Origin of the sequence: Campylobacter concisus (assembly GCF_050447485.1) — a bacterium.
GTDB classification, from domain to species: Bacteria; Campylobacterota; Campylobacteria; order Campylobacterales; family Campylobacteraceae; genus Campylobacter_A; species Campylobacter_A concisus_BQ.
Genome location: NZ_JALMFY010000001.1, coordinates 1,181,178 through 1,194,611, shown reverse-complemented (window position 1 = coordinate 1,194,611; position 13,434 = coordinate 1,181,178). Strand labels below are relative to the sequence as shown.

23 protein-coding genes are annotated in these 13,434 nt (G+C 38.7%); all 23 read left to right on the top strand.

Going from position 1 to position 13,434, the window contains the following annotated elements; translation table 11 throughout:
• Positions 1–252 carry a 30S ribosomal protein S17 gene (gene rpsQ, locus MTT29_RS06090; protein WP_002941511.1) on the top strand — a complete coding sequence of 84 codons (252 nt, stop codon included), beginning with the start codon at positions 1–3 and terminating at the stop codon, positions 250–252.
• Positions 252–620, top strand: coding sequence for a 50S ribosomal protein L14 (gene rplN, locus MTT29_RS06085; protein WP_002941516.1), 369 nt, complete (start codon positions 252–254; stop codon positions 618–620). The genes rpsQ and rplN overlap by 1 nt, the downstream gene beginning before the upstream one ends.
• Positions 620–856 (top strand): 50S ribosomal protein L24, encoded by a 237-nt coding sequence (rplX, locus tag MTT29_RS06080; RefSeq protein ID WP_009295260.1) that lies wholly within the window; start codon positions 620–622, stop codon positions 854–856. Before rplN ends, rplX begins: the two co-directional genes overlap by 1 nt.
• A gap of 5 nt (positions 857–861) precedes the next feature.
• Positions 862–1,407 carry a 50S ribosomal protein L5 gene (rplE, locus tag MTT29_RS06075; protein ID WP_002941643.1) on the top strand — a complete coding sequence of 182 codons (546 nt, stop codon included), beginning with the start codon at positions 862–864 and terminating at the stop codon, positions 1,405–1,407.
• A 1-nt stretch (position 1,408) separates the two neighbouring features.
• Positions 1,409–1,594: a type Z 30S ribosomal protein S14 gene (locus MTT29_RS06070; RefSeq protein ID WP_002941532.1), complete on the top strand. Its 186-nt coding sequence runs from the start codon at positions 1,409–1,411 to the stop codon at positions 1,592–1,594.
• A gap of 9 nt (positions 1,595–1,603) precedes the next feature.
• On the top strand, positions 1,604–1,999 hold the full coding sequence (rpsH, locus tag MTT29_RS06065) for a 30S ribosomal protein S8 (RefSeq protein ID WP_035169968.1): 396 nt from the start codon (positions 1,604–1,606) through the stop codon (positions 1,997–1,999).
• A 178-nt stretch (positions 2,000–2,177) separates the two neighbouring features.
• Positions 2,178–2,714, top strand: coding sequence for a 50S ribosomal protein L6 (gene rplF / locus MTT29_RS06060; protein WP_002941606.1), 537 nt, complete (start codon positions 2,178–2,180; stop codon positions 2,712–2,714).
• Between the two features lie 10 nt (positions 2,715–2,724).
• Positions 2,725–3,081 carry a 50S ribosomal protein L18 gene (gene rplR, locus MTT29_RS06055; RefSeq protein WP_002941658.1) on the top strand — a complete coding sequence of 119 codons (357 nt, stop codon included), beginning with the start codon at positions 2,725–2,727 and terminating at the stop codon, positions 3,079–3,081.
• Between the two features lie 15 nt (positions 3,082–3,096).
• A complete protein-coding gene (gene rpsE / locus MTT29_RS06050; RefSeq protein WP_002941646.1) occupies positions 3,097–3,540 on the top strand; it encodes a 30S ribosomal protein S5 in 444 nt (147 codons plus the stop codon).
• A 15-nt stretch (positions 3,541–3,555) separates the two neighbouring features.
• Positions 3,556–3,957: a 50S ribosomal protein L15 gene (gene rplO / locus MTT29_RS06045; RefSeq protein ID WP_103575094.1), complete on the top strand. Its 402-nt coding sequence runs from the start codon at positions 3,556–3,558 to the stop codon at positions 3,955–3,957.
• Complete coding sequence (secY, locus tag MTT29_RS06040; RefSeq protein WP_009295263.1) at positions 3,957–5,219, top strand: preprotein translocase subunit SecY; 1,263 nt, start codon at positions 3,957–3,959, stop codon at positions 5,217–5,219. The genes rplO and secY overlap by 1 nt, the downstream gene beginning before the upstream one ends.
• 1 nt (position 5,220) lies before the next feature.
• Entirely contained in the window at positions 5,221–5,979 is a 759-nt protein-coding gene (gene map / locus MTT29_RS06035; RefSeq protein WP_103647839.1) for a type I methionyl aminopeptidase, read from the top strand.
• A gap of 34 nt (positions 5,980–6,013) precedes the next feature.
• Positions 6,014–6,232: a translation initiation factor IF-1 gene (gene infA / locus MTT29_RS06030; RefSeq protein WP_002848031.1), complete on the top strand. Its 219-nt coding sequence runs from the start codon at positions 6,014–6,016 to the stop codon at positions 6,230–6,232.
• A 189-nt stretch (positions 6,233–6,421) separates the two neighbouring features.
• Positions 6,422–6,535 (top strand): 50S ribosomal protein L36, encoded by a 114-nt coding sequence (rpmJ, locus tag MTT29_RS06025; RefSeq protein ID WP_002941545.1) that lies wholly within the window; start codon positions 6,422–6,424, stop codon positions 6,533–6,535.
• A gap of 3 nt (positions 6,536–6,538) precedes the next feature.
• Positions 6,539–6,907: a 30S ribosomal protein S13 gene (gene rpsM / locus MTT29_RS06020; RefSeq protein WP_012140556.1), complete on the top strand. Its 369-nt coding sequence runs from the start codon at positions 6,539–6,541 to the stop codon at positions 6,905–6,907.
• 22 nt (positions 6,908–6,929) lie between these two features.
• Positions 6,930–7,322 (top strand): 30S ribosomal protein S11, encoded by a 393-nt coding sequence (rpsK, locus tag MTT29_RS06015; protein ID WP_002941551.1) that lies wholly within the window; start codon positions 6,930–6,932, stop codon positions 7,320–7,322.
• A 25-nt stretch (positions 7,323–7,347) separates the two neighbouring features.
• Positions 7,348–7,974 (top strand): 30S ribosomal protein S4, encoded by a 627-nt coding sequence (rpsD, locus tag MTT29_RS06010; protein WP_021084023.1) that lies wholly within the window; start codon positions 7,348–7,350, stop codon positions 7,972–7,974.
• A gap of 14 nt (positions 7,975–7,988) precedes the next feature.
• A complete protein-coding gene (locus MTT29_RS06005) occupies positions 7,989–9,005 on the top strand; it encodes a DNA-directed RNA polymerase subunit alpha (RefSeq protein ID WP_429800069.1) in 1,017 nt (338 codons plus the stop codon).
• 11 nt (positions 9,006–9,016) lie between these two features.
• Complete coding sequence (gene rplQ, locus MTT29_RS06000) at positions 9,017–9,373, top strand: 50S ribosomal protein L17 (RefSeq protein ID WP_002941584.1); 357 nt, start codon at positions 9,017–9,019, stop codon at positions 9,371–9,373.
• Between the two features lie 906 nt (positions 9,374–10,279).
• Positions 10,280–11,266: a hypothetical protein gene (locus tag MTT29_RS05995; RefSeq protein ID WP_429800068.1), complete on the top strand. Its 987-nt coding sequence runs from the start codon at positions 10,280–10,282 to the stop codon at positions 11,264–11,266.
• Positions 11,267–11,367: 101 nt separating this feature from the next.
• On the top strand, positions 11,368–11,979 hold the full coding sequence (locus tag MTT29_RS05990; protein WP_429800067.1) for a hypothetical protein: 612 nt from the start codon (positions 11,368–11,370) through the stop codon (positions 11,977–11,979).
• Entirely contained in the window at positions 11,976–12,725 is a 750-nt protein-coding gene (locus MTT29_RS05985; RefSeq protein ID WP_429800066.1) for an ABC transporter permease, read from the top strand. Before MTT29_RS05990 ends, MTT29_RS05985 begins: the two co-directional genes overlap by 4 nt.
• Complete coding sequence (locus tag MTT29_RS05980) at positions 12,722–13,414, top strand: ABC transporter ATP-binding protein (protein ID WP_429800065.1); 693 nt, start codon at positions 12,722–12,724, stop codon at positions 13,412–13,414. Before MTT29_RS05985 ends, MTT29_RS05980 begins: the two co-directional genes overlap by 4 nt.
• Positions 13,415–13,434 lie beyond the last annotated feature (20 nt).

Sequence of the window (13,434 nt, the reverse complement as noted above, 5' to 3'; positions counted from 1 at the left end):
ATGGCATTAAAAAGAGAAATTCAAGGTGTTGTTTTACAAAAAGCTGGAGATAAAACAGCTACTATTTTGGTAGAAAGACGCGTTATGCACCCAAGATACCATAAATTTGTAAAACGCTTTAAGAAGTATTTAGTTCATGATGAGAAAAATGAGACAAGAGCAGGCGATACAGTTGTTGCAGTTGAGTGCAGACCACTTTCAGCTCGCAAGAATTTTCGCTTAAAAGCTGTATTGGCAAAGGGAGTTGAGTAATGATTCAAAGTTTTACAAGACTTGCAGTTGCTGATAACAGCGGTGCAAAAGAGTTAATGTGTATAAAAGTTCTTGGCGGCAGTAAAAGACGATACGCTACACTTGGCGATATCATAGTTTGCTCTGTTAAAAAAGCTCTTCCAAATGGTAAGATCAAAAAAGGACAGGTTGTAAAAGCTGTTGTTGTAAGAACTAAAAGAGAGGTTCAAAGAGATAATGGTTCGCTAATACGCTTCGACGAGAACGCAGCTGTTATACTTGATAGCAAAAAAGAGCCAGTCGGCACTCGTATTTTTGGACCAGTTGGACGTGAAGTTAGATATGCTAACTTTATGAAGATTGTTTCGCTAGCTCCGGAGGTTTTATAATGGCTAATGTAAAATTTAAAGTCAAAAAAGGCGATACTGTAAAGATCATCGCTGGTGACGATAAAGGCAAAACTGGTAAAATTTTAGCAGTTCTTGCAAAAAAAGGTCAGGTTATAGTTGAGGGATGCAAAGTAGCTAAAAAAGCTATCAAACCAAGCGAAAAAACTCCAAATGGTGGTCACGTAAATAAAGAGATGCCAATTGACATATCAAACGTCGCGAAAGTTGAAGGATAAGAGATATGAGTAGATTAAAAGATAAATTTAACGAAACTATCAAGCCAGCTCTCGTAAAAGAATTTGACATCAAAAATCCAATGCTTATCCCTGCGCTCGAGAAGATCGTGATCAGTGTAGGAGCTGGAGACTCTGCGAAAGATCAGAAAGTGCTTCAAAATATGGCTGATACCATTTCACTTATCGCTGGACAAAAAGCGGTTATCACTGATGCTAAAAAATCAGTTGCTGGCTTTAAAGTTCGCGAGGGTTTCCCCGTTGGTATAAAAGTAACTTTGAGAAAAGAGCAAATGTATGCTTTCTTAGATAAGCTAATCAGCGTTGCTCTTCCAAGAGTTAAAGACTTCCGTGGTCTTCCAAAAAATGGCTTTGATGGACGTGGAAACTATAACTTTGGTCTTAGCGAGCAGCTAATGTTTCCAGAGGTTGAGTATGATAAAATTTTACGAACTCATGGTATGAATATTACGATTGCTACTACGGCTAAAAATGATAAAGAGGCATTCAAATTGCTAGAGCTATTTGGTGTGCCGTTTGCAAAAGGAAAGTAAAATGGCAAAGAAATCAATGATAGCAAAAGCTGCACGCAAGCCAAAATTTGCGGTTCGCGGCTATACTAGATGCCAAATTTGCGGTCGTCCGCACTCTGTTTATAAAGATTTTGGAATTTGCCGTGTTTGCCTAAGAAAAATGGCTAACGAAGGCCTAATACCTGGTCTTAAAAAAGCAAGTTGGTAAGGAAGAGAAATGTTGAACGATTTAATATCAGATGGATTAACACGCATTAGAAATGCAAGTATGAGAAGACTTGAGACTGCTAAGTTGCTTCATTCTAAGGTTGTTGAGGCTACTCTTTCTATCCTTGCAGCAAAAGGCTATATCGAGAGCTACAACGTTATCGAAGAAGGTAACAAGAAATTTATAAACGTAGTTTTAAAGTATGATGAGTACGGCAGAAGCGTTATAAACGAGCTTAAAAGGGTGTCAAAACCTGGTCGCCGTGTTTATCAAGGCAAAGACGACATTAAGCGCTTTAAAAATGGTTACGGAACAGTTATCGTTAGCACAAGCAAAGGCGTTATGAGCGGTATTGAAGCAAGTAAAGCTGGCGTTGGCGGCGAGGTTCTTTGCACCGTTTGGTAATAGTAAAGCAGCGTTTTGGCGTTGTTTTAAATTTAGAAATTTAACTTTAGCTAGGTGAAATTTTATATTTCGCCAAGGCTAAATTTAGTCAGGTTTCGTCAAATTTGACGATCAAATTTACGGCATTGTGGTGTTTATTCGTAAATGTAGGAACACCCTAGACAAGTAAAGGAAAAAAATGTCACGTATTGGAAAACAGCCTATCGCTATCCCAAGTGGTGTAGACGTTAGCGTTGAAAATAATGTCCTAAAATTTAAAAAGGGCAATCACTTAAAAGAGCTTGACACAAAAGGTCACGTCGATGTCAAGATAGAAAATGGTCATATAGTTTTTGCTCCAAAGGGCGAAGATCGCCAAAGTAGAGCTTACTGGGGAACATATAGAGCACTTGCTAACAACATCGTAACTGGTATCACTCACGGCTTTACTCGCCAGCTTGAGATCAACGGCGTTGGTTATAAAGCAGCTGCAAAAGGTAAAATTTTAGAGCTTTCTCTTGGTTTTTCACACCTTATCAACTATGAGCTACCAGCAGGCGTTGAAGCTAGCGTTGATAAAAACGTTATTACTATCAAAGGTGACGATAAACAAGTAGTAGGTCAAGTGGCTGCTCAAGTTAGAGGATTTAGACCACCTGAGCCATACAAAGGCAAAGGCGTTAAATATCTAGAAGAACGTATCATCCGCAAAGCGGGCAAGACATCTAAGAAGTAAGGGGCGGTAAATGACAGCAAAAGTACTAAAAAGAAAAATCGCTCTTAGAATTAAGAGAAAAAGAAGAATCAGAGGTAAAATTTCTGGTGTTGCAACTTGCCCAAGAGTTTCTATTTTCAAATCAAACAGGACTCTTTATGTTCAAGCGATTGACGACGTTACAGCTACTACACTAGCTGCAGTTGATGGTAGAAAAATAGGCATAAAAGCAAACAAAGAAGGTGCGGTCACTTTAGCTAAAGAATTTGCTAAGGCTTTAAAAGCTAAGAAGATAGATGTTGCGATTTTTGATAGAAATGGTTATCTATACCATGGTGTTATTGCAGCATTTGCTGAAGCTTTAAGAGAAAATGGCATCAAGCTATAACCCAAAGGAAAATCGATGGAAAAATATAATAGAGAAGAATTTGAAGAAGTAATCGTCGATATCGGTCGGGTTACAAAGGTTGTTAAAGGTGGTCGTAGATTTAGATTTACAGCTTTAGTTGTTGTTGGTAATAGAAATGGCCTAGTTGGCTTTGGATATGGCAAAGCTAAAGAGGTGCCAGATGCGATGAGAAAAGCGATTGACGACGCATTTAAAAATATTATCCACGTTAAGATCAAGGGCACAACTATCCCTCACGATGTAGAGGTAAAATATAACGCAAGTAGAATGCTACTTCGCCCAGCTAGCGAGGGTACTGGTGTTATCGCTGGTGGTAGTGCACGTCCTATTATAGAGCTTGCAGGTATTAAGGATATCCTTACTAAATCACTTGGCTCAAACAACTCAGCAAACGTCGTTCGTGCTACTATAAAAGCACTTAGTTTGCTAAAAAGCTAAGAGAAAGGAGTTAAGATGGCATTAGAAAAATTAACACCTGCTGCAGGTTCAACTCATGCAATTAAAAGAATAGGTCGTGGTCAAGGCAGTGGCAATGGTAAAACTGCTGGCAAAGGTAATAAAGGTCAAAGAGCAAGAAAAGGCTATAATGAAAAAAGGGGCTTTGAGGGCGGACAACAACCGCTTCAAAGACGTCTTCCAAAAGTAGGCTTTGCTTCTAAATTTGAAAAACCTTATGTTATCAATGTTGAAAAGATCGCAGCTATAAAAGAGCTTGCAGAAATTTCAATAGCAACAATAGCTAGCGTTCATAAAATTTCAAAGAGCGTTACTAAGATAAAACTAATCGGTGCAAGCGCAAAAGCTCTTGCTTCAAAGATCAAAGACGAGAACGTTAGCGTTAGCGGAACAAAATAATGGATAAAACACTGACCAACAAGATTTTAATCACGTTGGCATTTTTGTTCGCATACAGGATACTGGCTTATGTGCCAGTTCCTGGTGTTAATGTCGACGTAATTAAAGAATTTTTCAATTCAAACAATAGCAACGCCTTGGGTCTATTTAATATGTTTAGTGGTAAAGCCGCTGAGCGTTTAAGTATCATATCTCTAGGCATCATGCCTTACATCACAGCTTCGATCATCATGGAGCTTCTAGCAGCGACATTTCCAAAGTTAGGTCAGATGAAAAAAGAGCGCGACGGTATGCAAAAATATATGCAAATCATACGTTATGCAACCATCGTTATCACTCTTGTACAATCAATCGGCGTCTCTATCGGACTTCAAAGCTTAAGCGGTCGTGGTGGCGAGCAAGCTATCATGATAGATATGAATTTATTTATCGCGATCTCCGCTGTATCTATGCTAACTGGCACTATGCTACTTATGTGGATAGGTGAGCAGATCACACAGCGCGGTATAGGCAACGGTATAAGTCTTATCATCTTTGCGGGCATCGTCTCTGGCATACCTAGTGCGATCGGCGGAACTGTAAATTTGGTAAATACTTCTGAGATGAATTTCTTAACAGTCATCGCTATTTTGGTGATCATTTTAGCGACTATTGGTGCTATTATCTTTGTCGAGATGGGCGAAAGGCGTATCCCTATTTCTTACTCAAGAAAAGTGATAATGGAAAATCAAAACAAACGTATAATGAACTATATACCAATCAAAGTAAATTTAAGTGGCGTTATCCCACCGATATTTGCTAGTGCGATTTTGATGTTTCCAAGCACTATTTTGCAGGCTAGCACAAATCCAGTAATCCAAGCTATCAACGACTTTTTAAGTCCAAATGGCTATATGTTTAATGTTTTAACATTTTTATTTATTATCTTCTTTGCGTTTTTCTACGCATCGATCGTATTTAATACAAAAGATATAAGTGAAAATTTAAAGAAACAAGGCGGGTTTATCCCTGGTGTTAGACCAGGCGAAAGTACTGCTAGCTATCTAAATGAAGTAGCTGGCAGACTAACTTTAGGTGGAGCTTTATACTTAGGTATCATTTCAACACTACCTTGGGTACTTGTCAAGACTATGGGCGTACCATTTTATTTTGGTGGTACATCAGTACTTATCGTGGTTTCAGTAGCACTTGATACGATGAGGCGTATAGAAGCCCAGTCTTATACAAACAAATACCAAACTCTAAGTGCAGTAGGTCTATAAAATGGCTATCACGCTAAAAAGACCAGCTGAGATAGAGAAAATGAGAGCGGCGAATAAGATCGTCGCTCGAACACTTGATCACGTTTCTACGATCATAAAACCTGGAATTTCCCTTCTTGAGATAGATAAAATTTGCGAAGATATGATAAGAGCTGCTGGGGCAAAACCAGCTTTTAAAGGGCTTTACGGCTTTCCAAATGCAGCTTGCATAAGCGTCAATGAAGTGGTGATCCACGGAATTCCAAACGAATACAAGCTAAAAGAGGGCGATATCGTTAGTGTTGATATCGGCTCAAATTTAGATGGTTATTTTGGCGATTCGGCTAGGACTTTTGGGGTTGGTAAAATTTCAAAAGATGACGAGGATTTGATCGCTTGCTCAAAAGATGCGCTTTATTTTGTGATTGACTATATAAGGGCTGGTATGCACTTTAAAGAGATCAGCTACGAGCTTGAGAAATTTATACTAGGTAGAGGATATGTGCCTTTGCGCGGATATTGCGGTCATGGCATAGGAAAAAGGCCACACGAAGAGCCAGAAATTCCAAATTACATTGAAGGAAACAACCCAAAAGCTGGACCAAAGATAAAAGAGGGAATGGTTTTTTGTATAGAGCCGATGATCTGCCAAAAAGATGGCACGCCAGTTTTGGGGAGTGATAACTGGAAAGTAACATCAAAAGATGGTTTGAGAACTAGCCATTATGAGCATTGTATGGCGATAGTTAATGGCAAAGCTGAAATTTTAAGCCAAGCGTAAAATTTATAGCAAAAATTTAAAGAAAGGAGAATTTGTGGCAAAAGACGATGTCATTGAGATTGATGGGAATGTTGTTGAAGCACTGCCAAATGCAACTTTTAAAGTTGAGCTCGACAACAAACATATAATTTTATGTCATATCGCCGGAAAGATGAGAATGCATTATATAAAGATAATGCCTGGCGACCGCGTAAAAGTAGAACTTACGCCATATAGCCTAGACAAGGGCAGGATCACTTATAGATATAAGTAAATTTAGGCTCTTGGCAAATATGCTAAGTAAATTTAAAGCTGGTTTTGGATAAAATCCAAGCTTTGCGAAAAGCTGTATGAAGAATTATTTTCAAAGTTCCCCACTTATTTTGAAAATAGTTGGTTTAAATTATTTCTTTAGACCTGATGCAGCCCCTAAAAAAGTGGAATAAATTTTTAGGAGACTAAAATGAAAGTTCGTCCTTCTGTAAAGAAGATGTGTGACAAATGTAAAATTGTCAAACGTAGTGGCATAATTCGTGTTATCTGCGAAAATCCAAAACATAAACAAAGACAAGGATAAGGCATGGCACGTATTGCAGGTGTAGATTTACCAAACAAAAAGAGAATAGAGTATGGTTTGACTTATATCTATGGTATAGGTCTTTACAAATCTCGTCAAATCCTTGACGCAGCTGGAATTTCTTACGACAAGAGAGTTTATGAGCTTAGCGAAGACGAAGCAGCAGCTATCCGTAAAGAAATTCAAGAGCACCACGTCGTTGAGGGTGATTTGAGAAAACAAGTTGCTATGGATATCAAAGCTCTTATGGATCTTGGAAGTTATAGAGGTCTTCGCCACAGAAAAGGTCTTCCTGTTCGTGGTCAAAAGACTAAAACTAATGCTAGAACCAGAAAAGGCAGACGTAAGACTGTCGGTGCGGCTACTAAGTAAGGCAAGGGTTAAAGGATAATAAATGGCAAAAAGAAAAATTGTTAAGAAAAAAGTAGTTAGAAAAAGCATAGCCAAAGGTATCGTTTATATCAGTGCAACATTTAATAACACTATGGTAACTGTAACTGATGAAATGGGAAATGCTATTGCATGGAGTAGTGCAGGTGGCTTAGGCTTTAAAGGTAGTAAAAAATCAACTCCTTATGCAGCTCAACAAGCTGTAGAAGATGCTTTAAACAAAGCAAAAGAACACGGCATTAAAGAAGTTGGCATCAAGGTTCAAGGTCCAGGTAGCGGACGTGAAACGGCTGTTAAGAGTGTAGGTGGTGTAGAGGGTATAAAAGTAACTTTCTTCAAAGATATCACACCTTTACCACACAATGGTTGCAGACCGCCAAAACGCCGCCGCGTATAATTAGAGAAAATTAGGAGAAATTATTATGGCTAGATATACAGGACCTGTTGAAAAATTAGAAAGACGTCTTGGTGTGTCTCTTGCGTTAAAAGGCGAAAGAAGACTTGCTGGTAAAAGCGCTTTAGAAAAAAGACCTTATGCACCAGGACAACACGGACAAAGAAGAGCAAAAATAAGTGAATATGGCTTACAACTTCGCGAGAAGCAAAAAGCTAAATTTATGTATGGTGTTTCAGAGAAACAATTTAGAAGATTGTTCCAAGAAGCAGCACGCCGCGAGGGCAACACTGGTGCTCTTTTGGTTCAACTACTAGAGCAGAGATTAGACAATGTTGTTTACAGAATGGGCTTTGCAACGACTCGTCGTTTTGCTCGCCAGCTTGTAACTCACGGACATATTTTAGTAAATGGCAAGAGAGTGGATATCCCATCTTACAGAGTGGAGCCAGGCTCTAAAGTAGAAGTTGCTGAGAAATCAAAAAACAATCCACAAATCATTCGCGCGATCGATCTTACAGCTCAAACTGGCATCGTTGCTTGGGTAGATGTGGAAAAAGAGAAAAAATTTGGAATTTTCACTAGAAATCCAGAAAGAGAAGAGGTTATCATTCCTGTTGAGGAAAGATTTATAGTAGAGCTTTACTCAAAATAATAGAGGGTATAAAGATGAGAAAGATTACTATATCAGCTTATATGCCAACTGAAATAGAAGTTAAAAGTGTTAGTGAAAATGTCGCTAACATTACAGCATATCCTTTTGAAGCAGGTTATGCTGTTACTTTGGCTCACCCACTACGCCGTCTTCTTTACACAAGCACAGTAGGCTTTGCTCCTATCGGTGTAAAGATAAAAGGCGTTAGTCACGAATTTGATAGTATGCGTGGCATGCTTGAAGACGTGGCATTTTTTATTATAAATTTGAAAAAGATCAGATTTAAGTTAAAAAACGGCAGTGAGCGTGAAGTTATAGAGTATAGCTTTAAAGGACCAAAAGAGATAACTGGCGCTGACCTAAATAACGACCTAGTTGAGATCGTTAATCCAGATGCATATCTTGCGACTATCAACGAAGATGCTGAGTTAAATTTTTCAGTTATCATCCAAAAAGGTATCGGATATGTTCCTAGTGAAGAGATCAGAGAAGAGATCGAAGACGAGTATATCGCACTAGATGCTTTCTTTACACCAGTTAAAAAAGCAGTTTATGAGATACAAAACGTCTTGGTTGAAGATGACCCAGACTACGAGAAAATCGTATTTACGATTACAACAGATGGTCAAGTTGGTCCAGTAGAAGCTTTTAAAAATTGTTTAGAAGCTATGTATCAGCAAATGTCAGTATTTAAAGGAATTTTGGATATTGATATTAGCGCTCCAGTTGCTAGCTCAAGTGCAAGCGGCGAGTTCTCAAAGCTACTTTCTAGTGTAGAAGATCTAAATTTAAGTGCTAGAAGTTTTAACTGCCTTGATAAGGCCGATATTAGATTTATCGGTGAGCTTGCGTTGATGGACGAAAATGAGCTTAAAGAGCTTAAAAATTTAGGTAAAAAATCTCTTGAAGAGATAAAAGCGGTTATGGAAGAGATAGGCTATCCAGTTGGTGTCGATGTGTTAAAAGATAGCAAAGAGCAACTCAGAAAGAAAATAACCGAGCTAAAATCACAAATGAGTGCAAAAGAATAAAAGGACAATAGATGAGACATAAACACGGATATCGCAAACTTGGTAGAACGTCATCTCATAGATCTGCATTGCTTAAGAATTTAGCGATAGCTATCATCAAAAGCGAAAAGATAGAGACAACTTTACCAAAAGCAAAAGAGCTTAGAAGCTATGTTGAAAAGCTGATAACAAGAGCTAGAAAGGGCGACTCTAACGCTCACAGAGCAGTATTTGCTTCATTGCAAGACAAAGAGACTACAAATAAGCTAGTTACTGAAGTAGCTCCAAAATTTAAAGAGCGCAACGGTGGCTATACAAGAATCATCAAAACTCGCGTTCGCAGAGGCGACGCAGCTGAGATGGCTTATATAGAGCTAGTAGCTGAATAATCCCCAGAGAGCCTATCCTGGCTCTCTTTTTTTCTAAATTTTTCTTTTTACGTTTATTTTTTAAAAATTTTTGTTTTAAATTTATCCATTTTAGTCTGTGGAAATTTACAAGTTGTAGCATTATAAATTTGATTTCGTGGCTTTTAGACGAGCTGATGCTATAGGTTAAAATAGCTGGTGTAAGTAAATTTATAGCGGTTTGAAAGCACATAAAACGCAAACAGACGCTCTTTAATTTATGCCAAAAACCTCAAAAATAGGGTTTTAAATTTCTAGATCAAACTTATCTATTAAATTTCAAAGCTTACGCCATAAATTTCTAAATTTAGATCTAGTAGTTTTTAAATTTTACTTCGGTAATTTTTTGTGATATTTTCTTTAGGTGGGTTATTTCTATTTTGAGTGTTTCTGGGCCAAATCTATAAGCTATTTTGCGAAGTTTTAGGATTAAGGGCTATATATTTAAAATGCAAAACCAAAAGCAGGGCAATCATCCAGACAAACTATCTCAAATTTAAATTATTCAAAAAACAAATTTCAAATTTACAATCCAAAAAGCTGCAAAACTCTCACTTTGATAGGTTGCAGAAGGGCTTGGTAATGTGGCTACAGTGACGCTGAAGATGGTATAAATTTGATCTGAAATAGCCATGATATGACAAAAGAGTTGTATATGATAAATCCAAAACCGAATATATAGACTAGATATAATAAAACTAAACCAGATACAATAAAAATCGATACATGCAAATTTTTACAAAGCAAATTCTAAATTCTCAACTTCTAAATTATCCAAATTTACCCAGTCTCAAACCAGCCTAAATTAACAAGTCAAACTCTACAAATTTCTAAATTTTACTCTGAAAAAGACGATATTTGTTTTGACTATCTTACAAAGGATTTGAGATGATAGGTGGCGTAAATGGAGCTAATGTAAATTTATATAGTGGCTTTCAAAACATTAGAGAGCAAAGCGCTAGCCATATCAGGCCTAGCACAGACGAAAATTCCTTAAATTTATCACCTCAAAAATTAGCTCAATTCGCTAACCAAAGCAGCGATCAGATAAATTTAAACCAGACAAATGAGAGTAAATTTAACAAAGATGATAAGCCGCTAAAATTTGCTAAAGACAACTCGCTCACAGGTATAGCCGCCAATGGCAAGATAAGCATCTGGGGCAAGCTTATGGGATACGACAAGCAAATGAGCCAAGACGAGATAGATGAGCTTAAAAGCTTTGTTAGTCAGACCGAGGCGCTTGGCTTTGGAAGGCTTTACGAATCGATCATCGGATACTATCCAACAAACGTCGATCTCTTCGCAAAAGAGTACACGTCAAAAGATGATAGCGGCACATTGCTAGGACTTGGCCGTAAAAGCCATGTGGAGGGCTTTGAGATACTTGATAAGGATCTGAGTGCTGAGGAGTTCAAGGACAAGTGGCTGGACTATGCGATGAGGCAGTACCTTGGCGAGAGGGTCGGCGTGGAGAGCATTACAATAGGCAAGAAGGCTATCTCAATGCTAACTAGCACAAACAAGCCACCGATCGAATATGAGACAATGCAAAGTATAAATTTCACTGACGATGAGAGCAGGCAGAGATTTTTAACGCTGATGAAGGCTGGCATGAAGAGCGGGGCGAAATTTAAAGAGGTGATAGAGGGCGTGCTGTCGCTTTACAATGTGCAAAATACCGATAAGCTTGATGGCAACAAGGTCTATGCCTCGGTGATCGGCCGAAGCGAGAAGCTAGCGACCTACGATATAAATAAGGACGAGAAATTTGCCTATCTTAAGGAGCTAATGCGCCTTGAAAAAAGCGGCATAGATATACTAAAGCTGATGGAGAAAAGCCAGAAAAAGCGAAATTTAGACCTAAAAGTCTAGCTGTTTATAAATTTAACCCCCAAAGCCATCTTTTTACTTTCAAGTGATACAATTTTGATTTTAATTATTACATTTTGCTTTTAAATTTGACGGGAGCTCTAATGAAAAAAGTGGTTTGGTTAAATCCTGTTGTAAAAAACATCTACGACTTTGCAGCGCTTAAAGAAATTTTGCAAGAGAGAGGTTTTAGCGTAGTAGAGTGCGAAAAAGACCACGTTAATAGCGTCAAAAACGCATACAAAAACGCTCTTGCGCAAAAGGAGCTTATTTACGATAGTCGCTGTCCGAGGGCTGTAAATTTCATCAGGGCAAATTTCAAAGAGCAGGCTGCTCTCATCTCAAATTTAAACCCCATTTTGATAGAAAGTGCCATGGAGCTTAGCTCAAAGCTAAAAGAGGACGAGTGGCTTTACGTGACGACGCCCTGTGAGGACTTGGCAGAGCTTGGCAGGGGGCTAAATTTAGCGCGAACCACATTTTTGACGTGGAAAAGCTTTAGGGAGCAAAACGAGATAAATTTAGAGATGAAAAGGCTAGGGGCAAGCCCTATACCGCCGGGTTTTTTTACAAATTTAGGCGTAAAAACACTAAGTCTTAGCAGTAAAGAGAAGATACAAAACGCCCTTTCGTATAAATTTAGCGAGCTTAAAAACTACCAGATCATCGAGCTTTTATACTGCGAAAACGGCTGTCACAACGGAGATGGGCTGTGAGGGAAATTTTTAAAAAGAGCATTTTTATCCTAGCGATCTTTGTAATCTGGCAGGTCGTTTGCGAGCTAGAAATTTTCACGCCATATATCTTGCCAAGCCCCATTGCGACCTTTAAGACGATGCATAGCATGAGCCTAAGCGGCGAGCTTGCTACGCACACCATCATCAGCTTTAAGCGCATATTTGCAGGCTACGCACTCTCCTTTGCCCTAGCGCTCGTGCTTGGCGGTATAGCGGCACTTTTGCCAAAGATCAGCGTTTATTACGAGTGGATACTGGAGTTTTTTAGAAATATCCCGCCGCTTAGTTTGATAGCCATTTTGGTACTTTGGTTTGGTATAAACGAGATGCCAAAGATTATCATCATCATCCTAGCCTCGTTTTTCCCGATGTTTCTTAGTATCCAAAAAGGGCTAACGAGCTGTGATATAAAGCTTATCGAGGTCGGTAAAATTTTTGGCTTTAGTAAATTTGAGATTTTTTACAAGATCATCATAAAAAGCGCGCTAAAAGATATCTTTGTCGGCATGCGAATAGGCTTTGGCTACGCTATGCGTGCGATCATCGGAGCTGAGATGATAGCGGCTTCAAGTGGGCTGGGATATCTCATACTTGACGCAGAGGAGCTTTCGCGAGCGGATAGGATATTTGTCGGCATTTTTACGATCGGCATTTGCGGCGTGCTCATAGATAGGATATTTTTACTTTTGATAGCGAAATTTAGCCTTTTGCGATGTGAAAAATGATAGAAATTTCAAATTTATCCAAGCATTTTTTTATAGGCGAAAAGCAGATCGACGTTTTAAGAGAGCTAAATTTGAGCATACAAAAAGATAAGATCACCGTCATACTTGGTAGAAGCGGTTGTGGCAAAACGACGCTTTTAAGGCTTATAGCAGGCCTTGAGAGCGTAAGTCTTGGCGAGATAAAATTTAAAGAGCCATCAAAGATCGGCTTTGTCTTTCAAGAGCCCCGCCTCATGCCATTTCTAAACGTCTATGAAAACATCGTATTTGCGCTTAAAAAGCAGGAGATCGAGCCAGCAAAGATAGAGGCTCTTATATCGATGATAGGGCTTAACGACTTTAAATTTGCCGCAGTTTCGCAGCTCTCTGGCGGTATGAGCTCGCGTGTTTCGCTTGCTAGGGTGCTTGCATATGAGGCAAATTTGATCCTTATGGACGAGCCATTTGCCGCACTTGATGCCTTTACTAGAGCTAGTATGCAGGCTGAAATTTTAAAGATACAAGCTGGCAAAACCATCCTTTTTGTCACTCATAACATCGACGAGGCGCTATTTTTGGCTGATGAGATCATCTTGCTTGAAAAGGGCGGGATAAAGTCAAACTACGAGCTATCAAATTTAGCAAGGCCAAGAGATCTACTAAGCGAGGAGCTAATAGCGATAAAACGCAAAATTTTGAGCGAAATTTAGGTAAATAAAATGATAATTAA

Bases quoted from the DNA above. Each gene is read 5' to 3' on its own strand.
- rpsQ (WP_002941511.1), top strand. From the start codon at position 1: ATGGCATTAAAAAGAGAAATTCAAGGTGTTGTTTTACAAAAAGCTGGA.
- rplN (WP_002941516.1), top strand. From the start codon at position 252: ATGATTCAAAGTTTTACAAGACTTGCAGTTGCTGATAACAGCGGTGCA.
- rplX (WP_009295260.1), top strand. From the start codon at position 620: ATGGCTAATGTAAAATTTAAAGTCAAAAAAGGCGATACTGTAAAGATC.
- rplE (WP_002941643.1), top strand. From the start codon at position 862: ATGAGTAGATTAAAAGATAAATTTAACGAAACTATCAAGCCAGCTCTC.
- MTT29_RS06070 (WP_002941532.1), top strand. From the start codon at position 1,409: ATGGCAAAGAAATCAATGATAGCAAAAGCTGCACGCAAGCCAAAATTT.
- rpsH (WP_035169968.1), top strand. From the start codon at position 1,604: ATGTTGAACGATTTAATATCAGATGGATTAACACGCATTAGAAATGCA.
- rplF (WP_002941606.1), top strand. From the start codon at position 2,178: ATGTCACGTATTGGAAAACAGCCTATCGCTATCCCAAGTGGTGTAGAC.
- rplR (WP_002941658.1), top strand. From the start codon at position 2,725: ATGACAGCAAAAGTACTAAAAAGAAAAATCGCTCTTAGAATTAAGAGA.
- rpsE (WP_002941646.1), top strand. From the start codon at position 3,097: ATGGAAAAATATAATAGAGAAGAATTTGAAGAAGTAATCGTCGATATC.
- rplO (WP_103575094.1), top strand. From the start codon at position 3,556: ATGGCATTAGAAAAATTAACACCTGCTGCAGGTTCAACTCATGCAATT.
- secY (WP_009295263.1), top strand. From the start codon at position 3,957: ATGGATAAAACACTGACCAACAAGATTTTAATCACGTTGGCATTTTTG.
- map (WP_103647839.1), top strand. From the start codon at position 5,221: ATGGCTATCACGCTAAAAAGACCAGCTGAGATAGAGAAAATGAGAGCG.
- rpmJ (WP_002941545.1), top strand. From the start codon at position 6,422: ATGAAAGTTCGTCCTTCTGTAAAGAAGATGTGTGACAAATGTAAAATT.
- rpsM (WP_012140556.1), top strand. From the start codon at position 6,539: ATGGCACGTATTGCAGGTGTAGATTTACCAAACAAAAAGAGAATAGAG.
- rpsK (WP_002941551.1), top strand. From the start codon at position 6,930: ATGGCAAAAAGAAAAATTGTTAAGAAAAAAGTAGTTAGAAAAAGCATA.
- rpsD (WP_021084023.1), top strand. From the start codon at position 7,348: ATGGCTAGATATACAGGACCTGTTGAAAAATTAGAAAGACGTCTTGGT.
- MTT29_RS06005 (WP_429800069.1), top strand. From the start codon at position 7,989: ATGAGAAAGATTACTATATCAGCTTATATGCCAACTGAAATAGAAGTT.
- rplQ (WP_002941584.1), top strand. From the start codon at position 9,017: ATGAGACATAAACACGGATATCGCAAACTTGGTAGAACGTCATCTCAT.
- MTT29_RS05995 (WP_429800068.1), top strand. From the start codon at position 10,280: ATGATAGGTGGCGTAAATGGAGCTAATGTAAATTTATATAGTGGCTTT.
- MTT29_RS05990 (WP_429800067.1), top strand. From the start codon at position 11,368: ATGAAAAAAGTGGTTTGGTTAAATCCTGTTGTAAAAAACATCTACGAC.
- MTT29_RS05980 (WP_429800065.1), top strand. From the start codon at position 12,722: ATGATAGAAATTTCAAATTTATCCAAGCATTTTTTTATAGGCGAAAAG.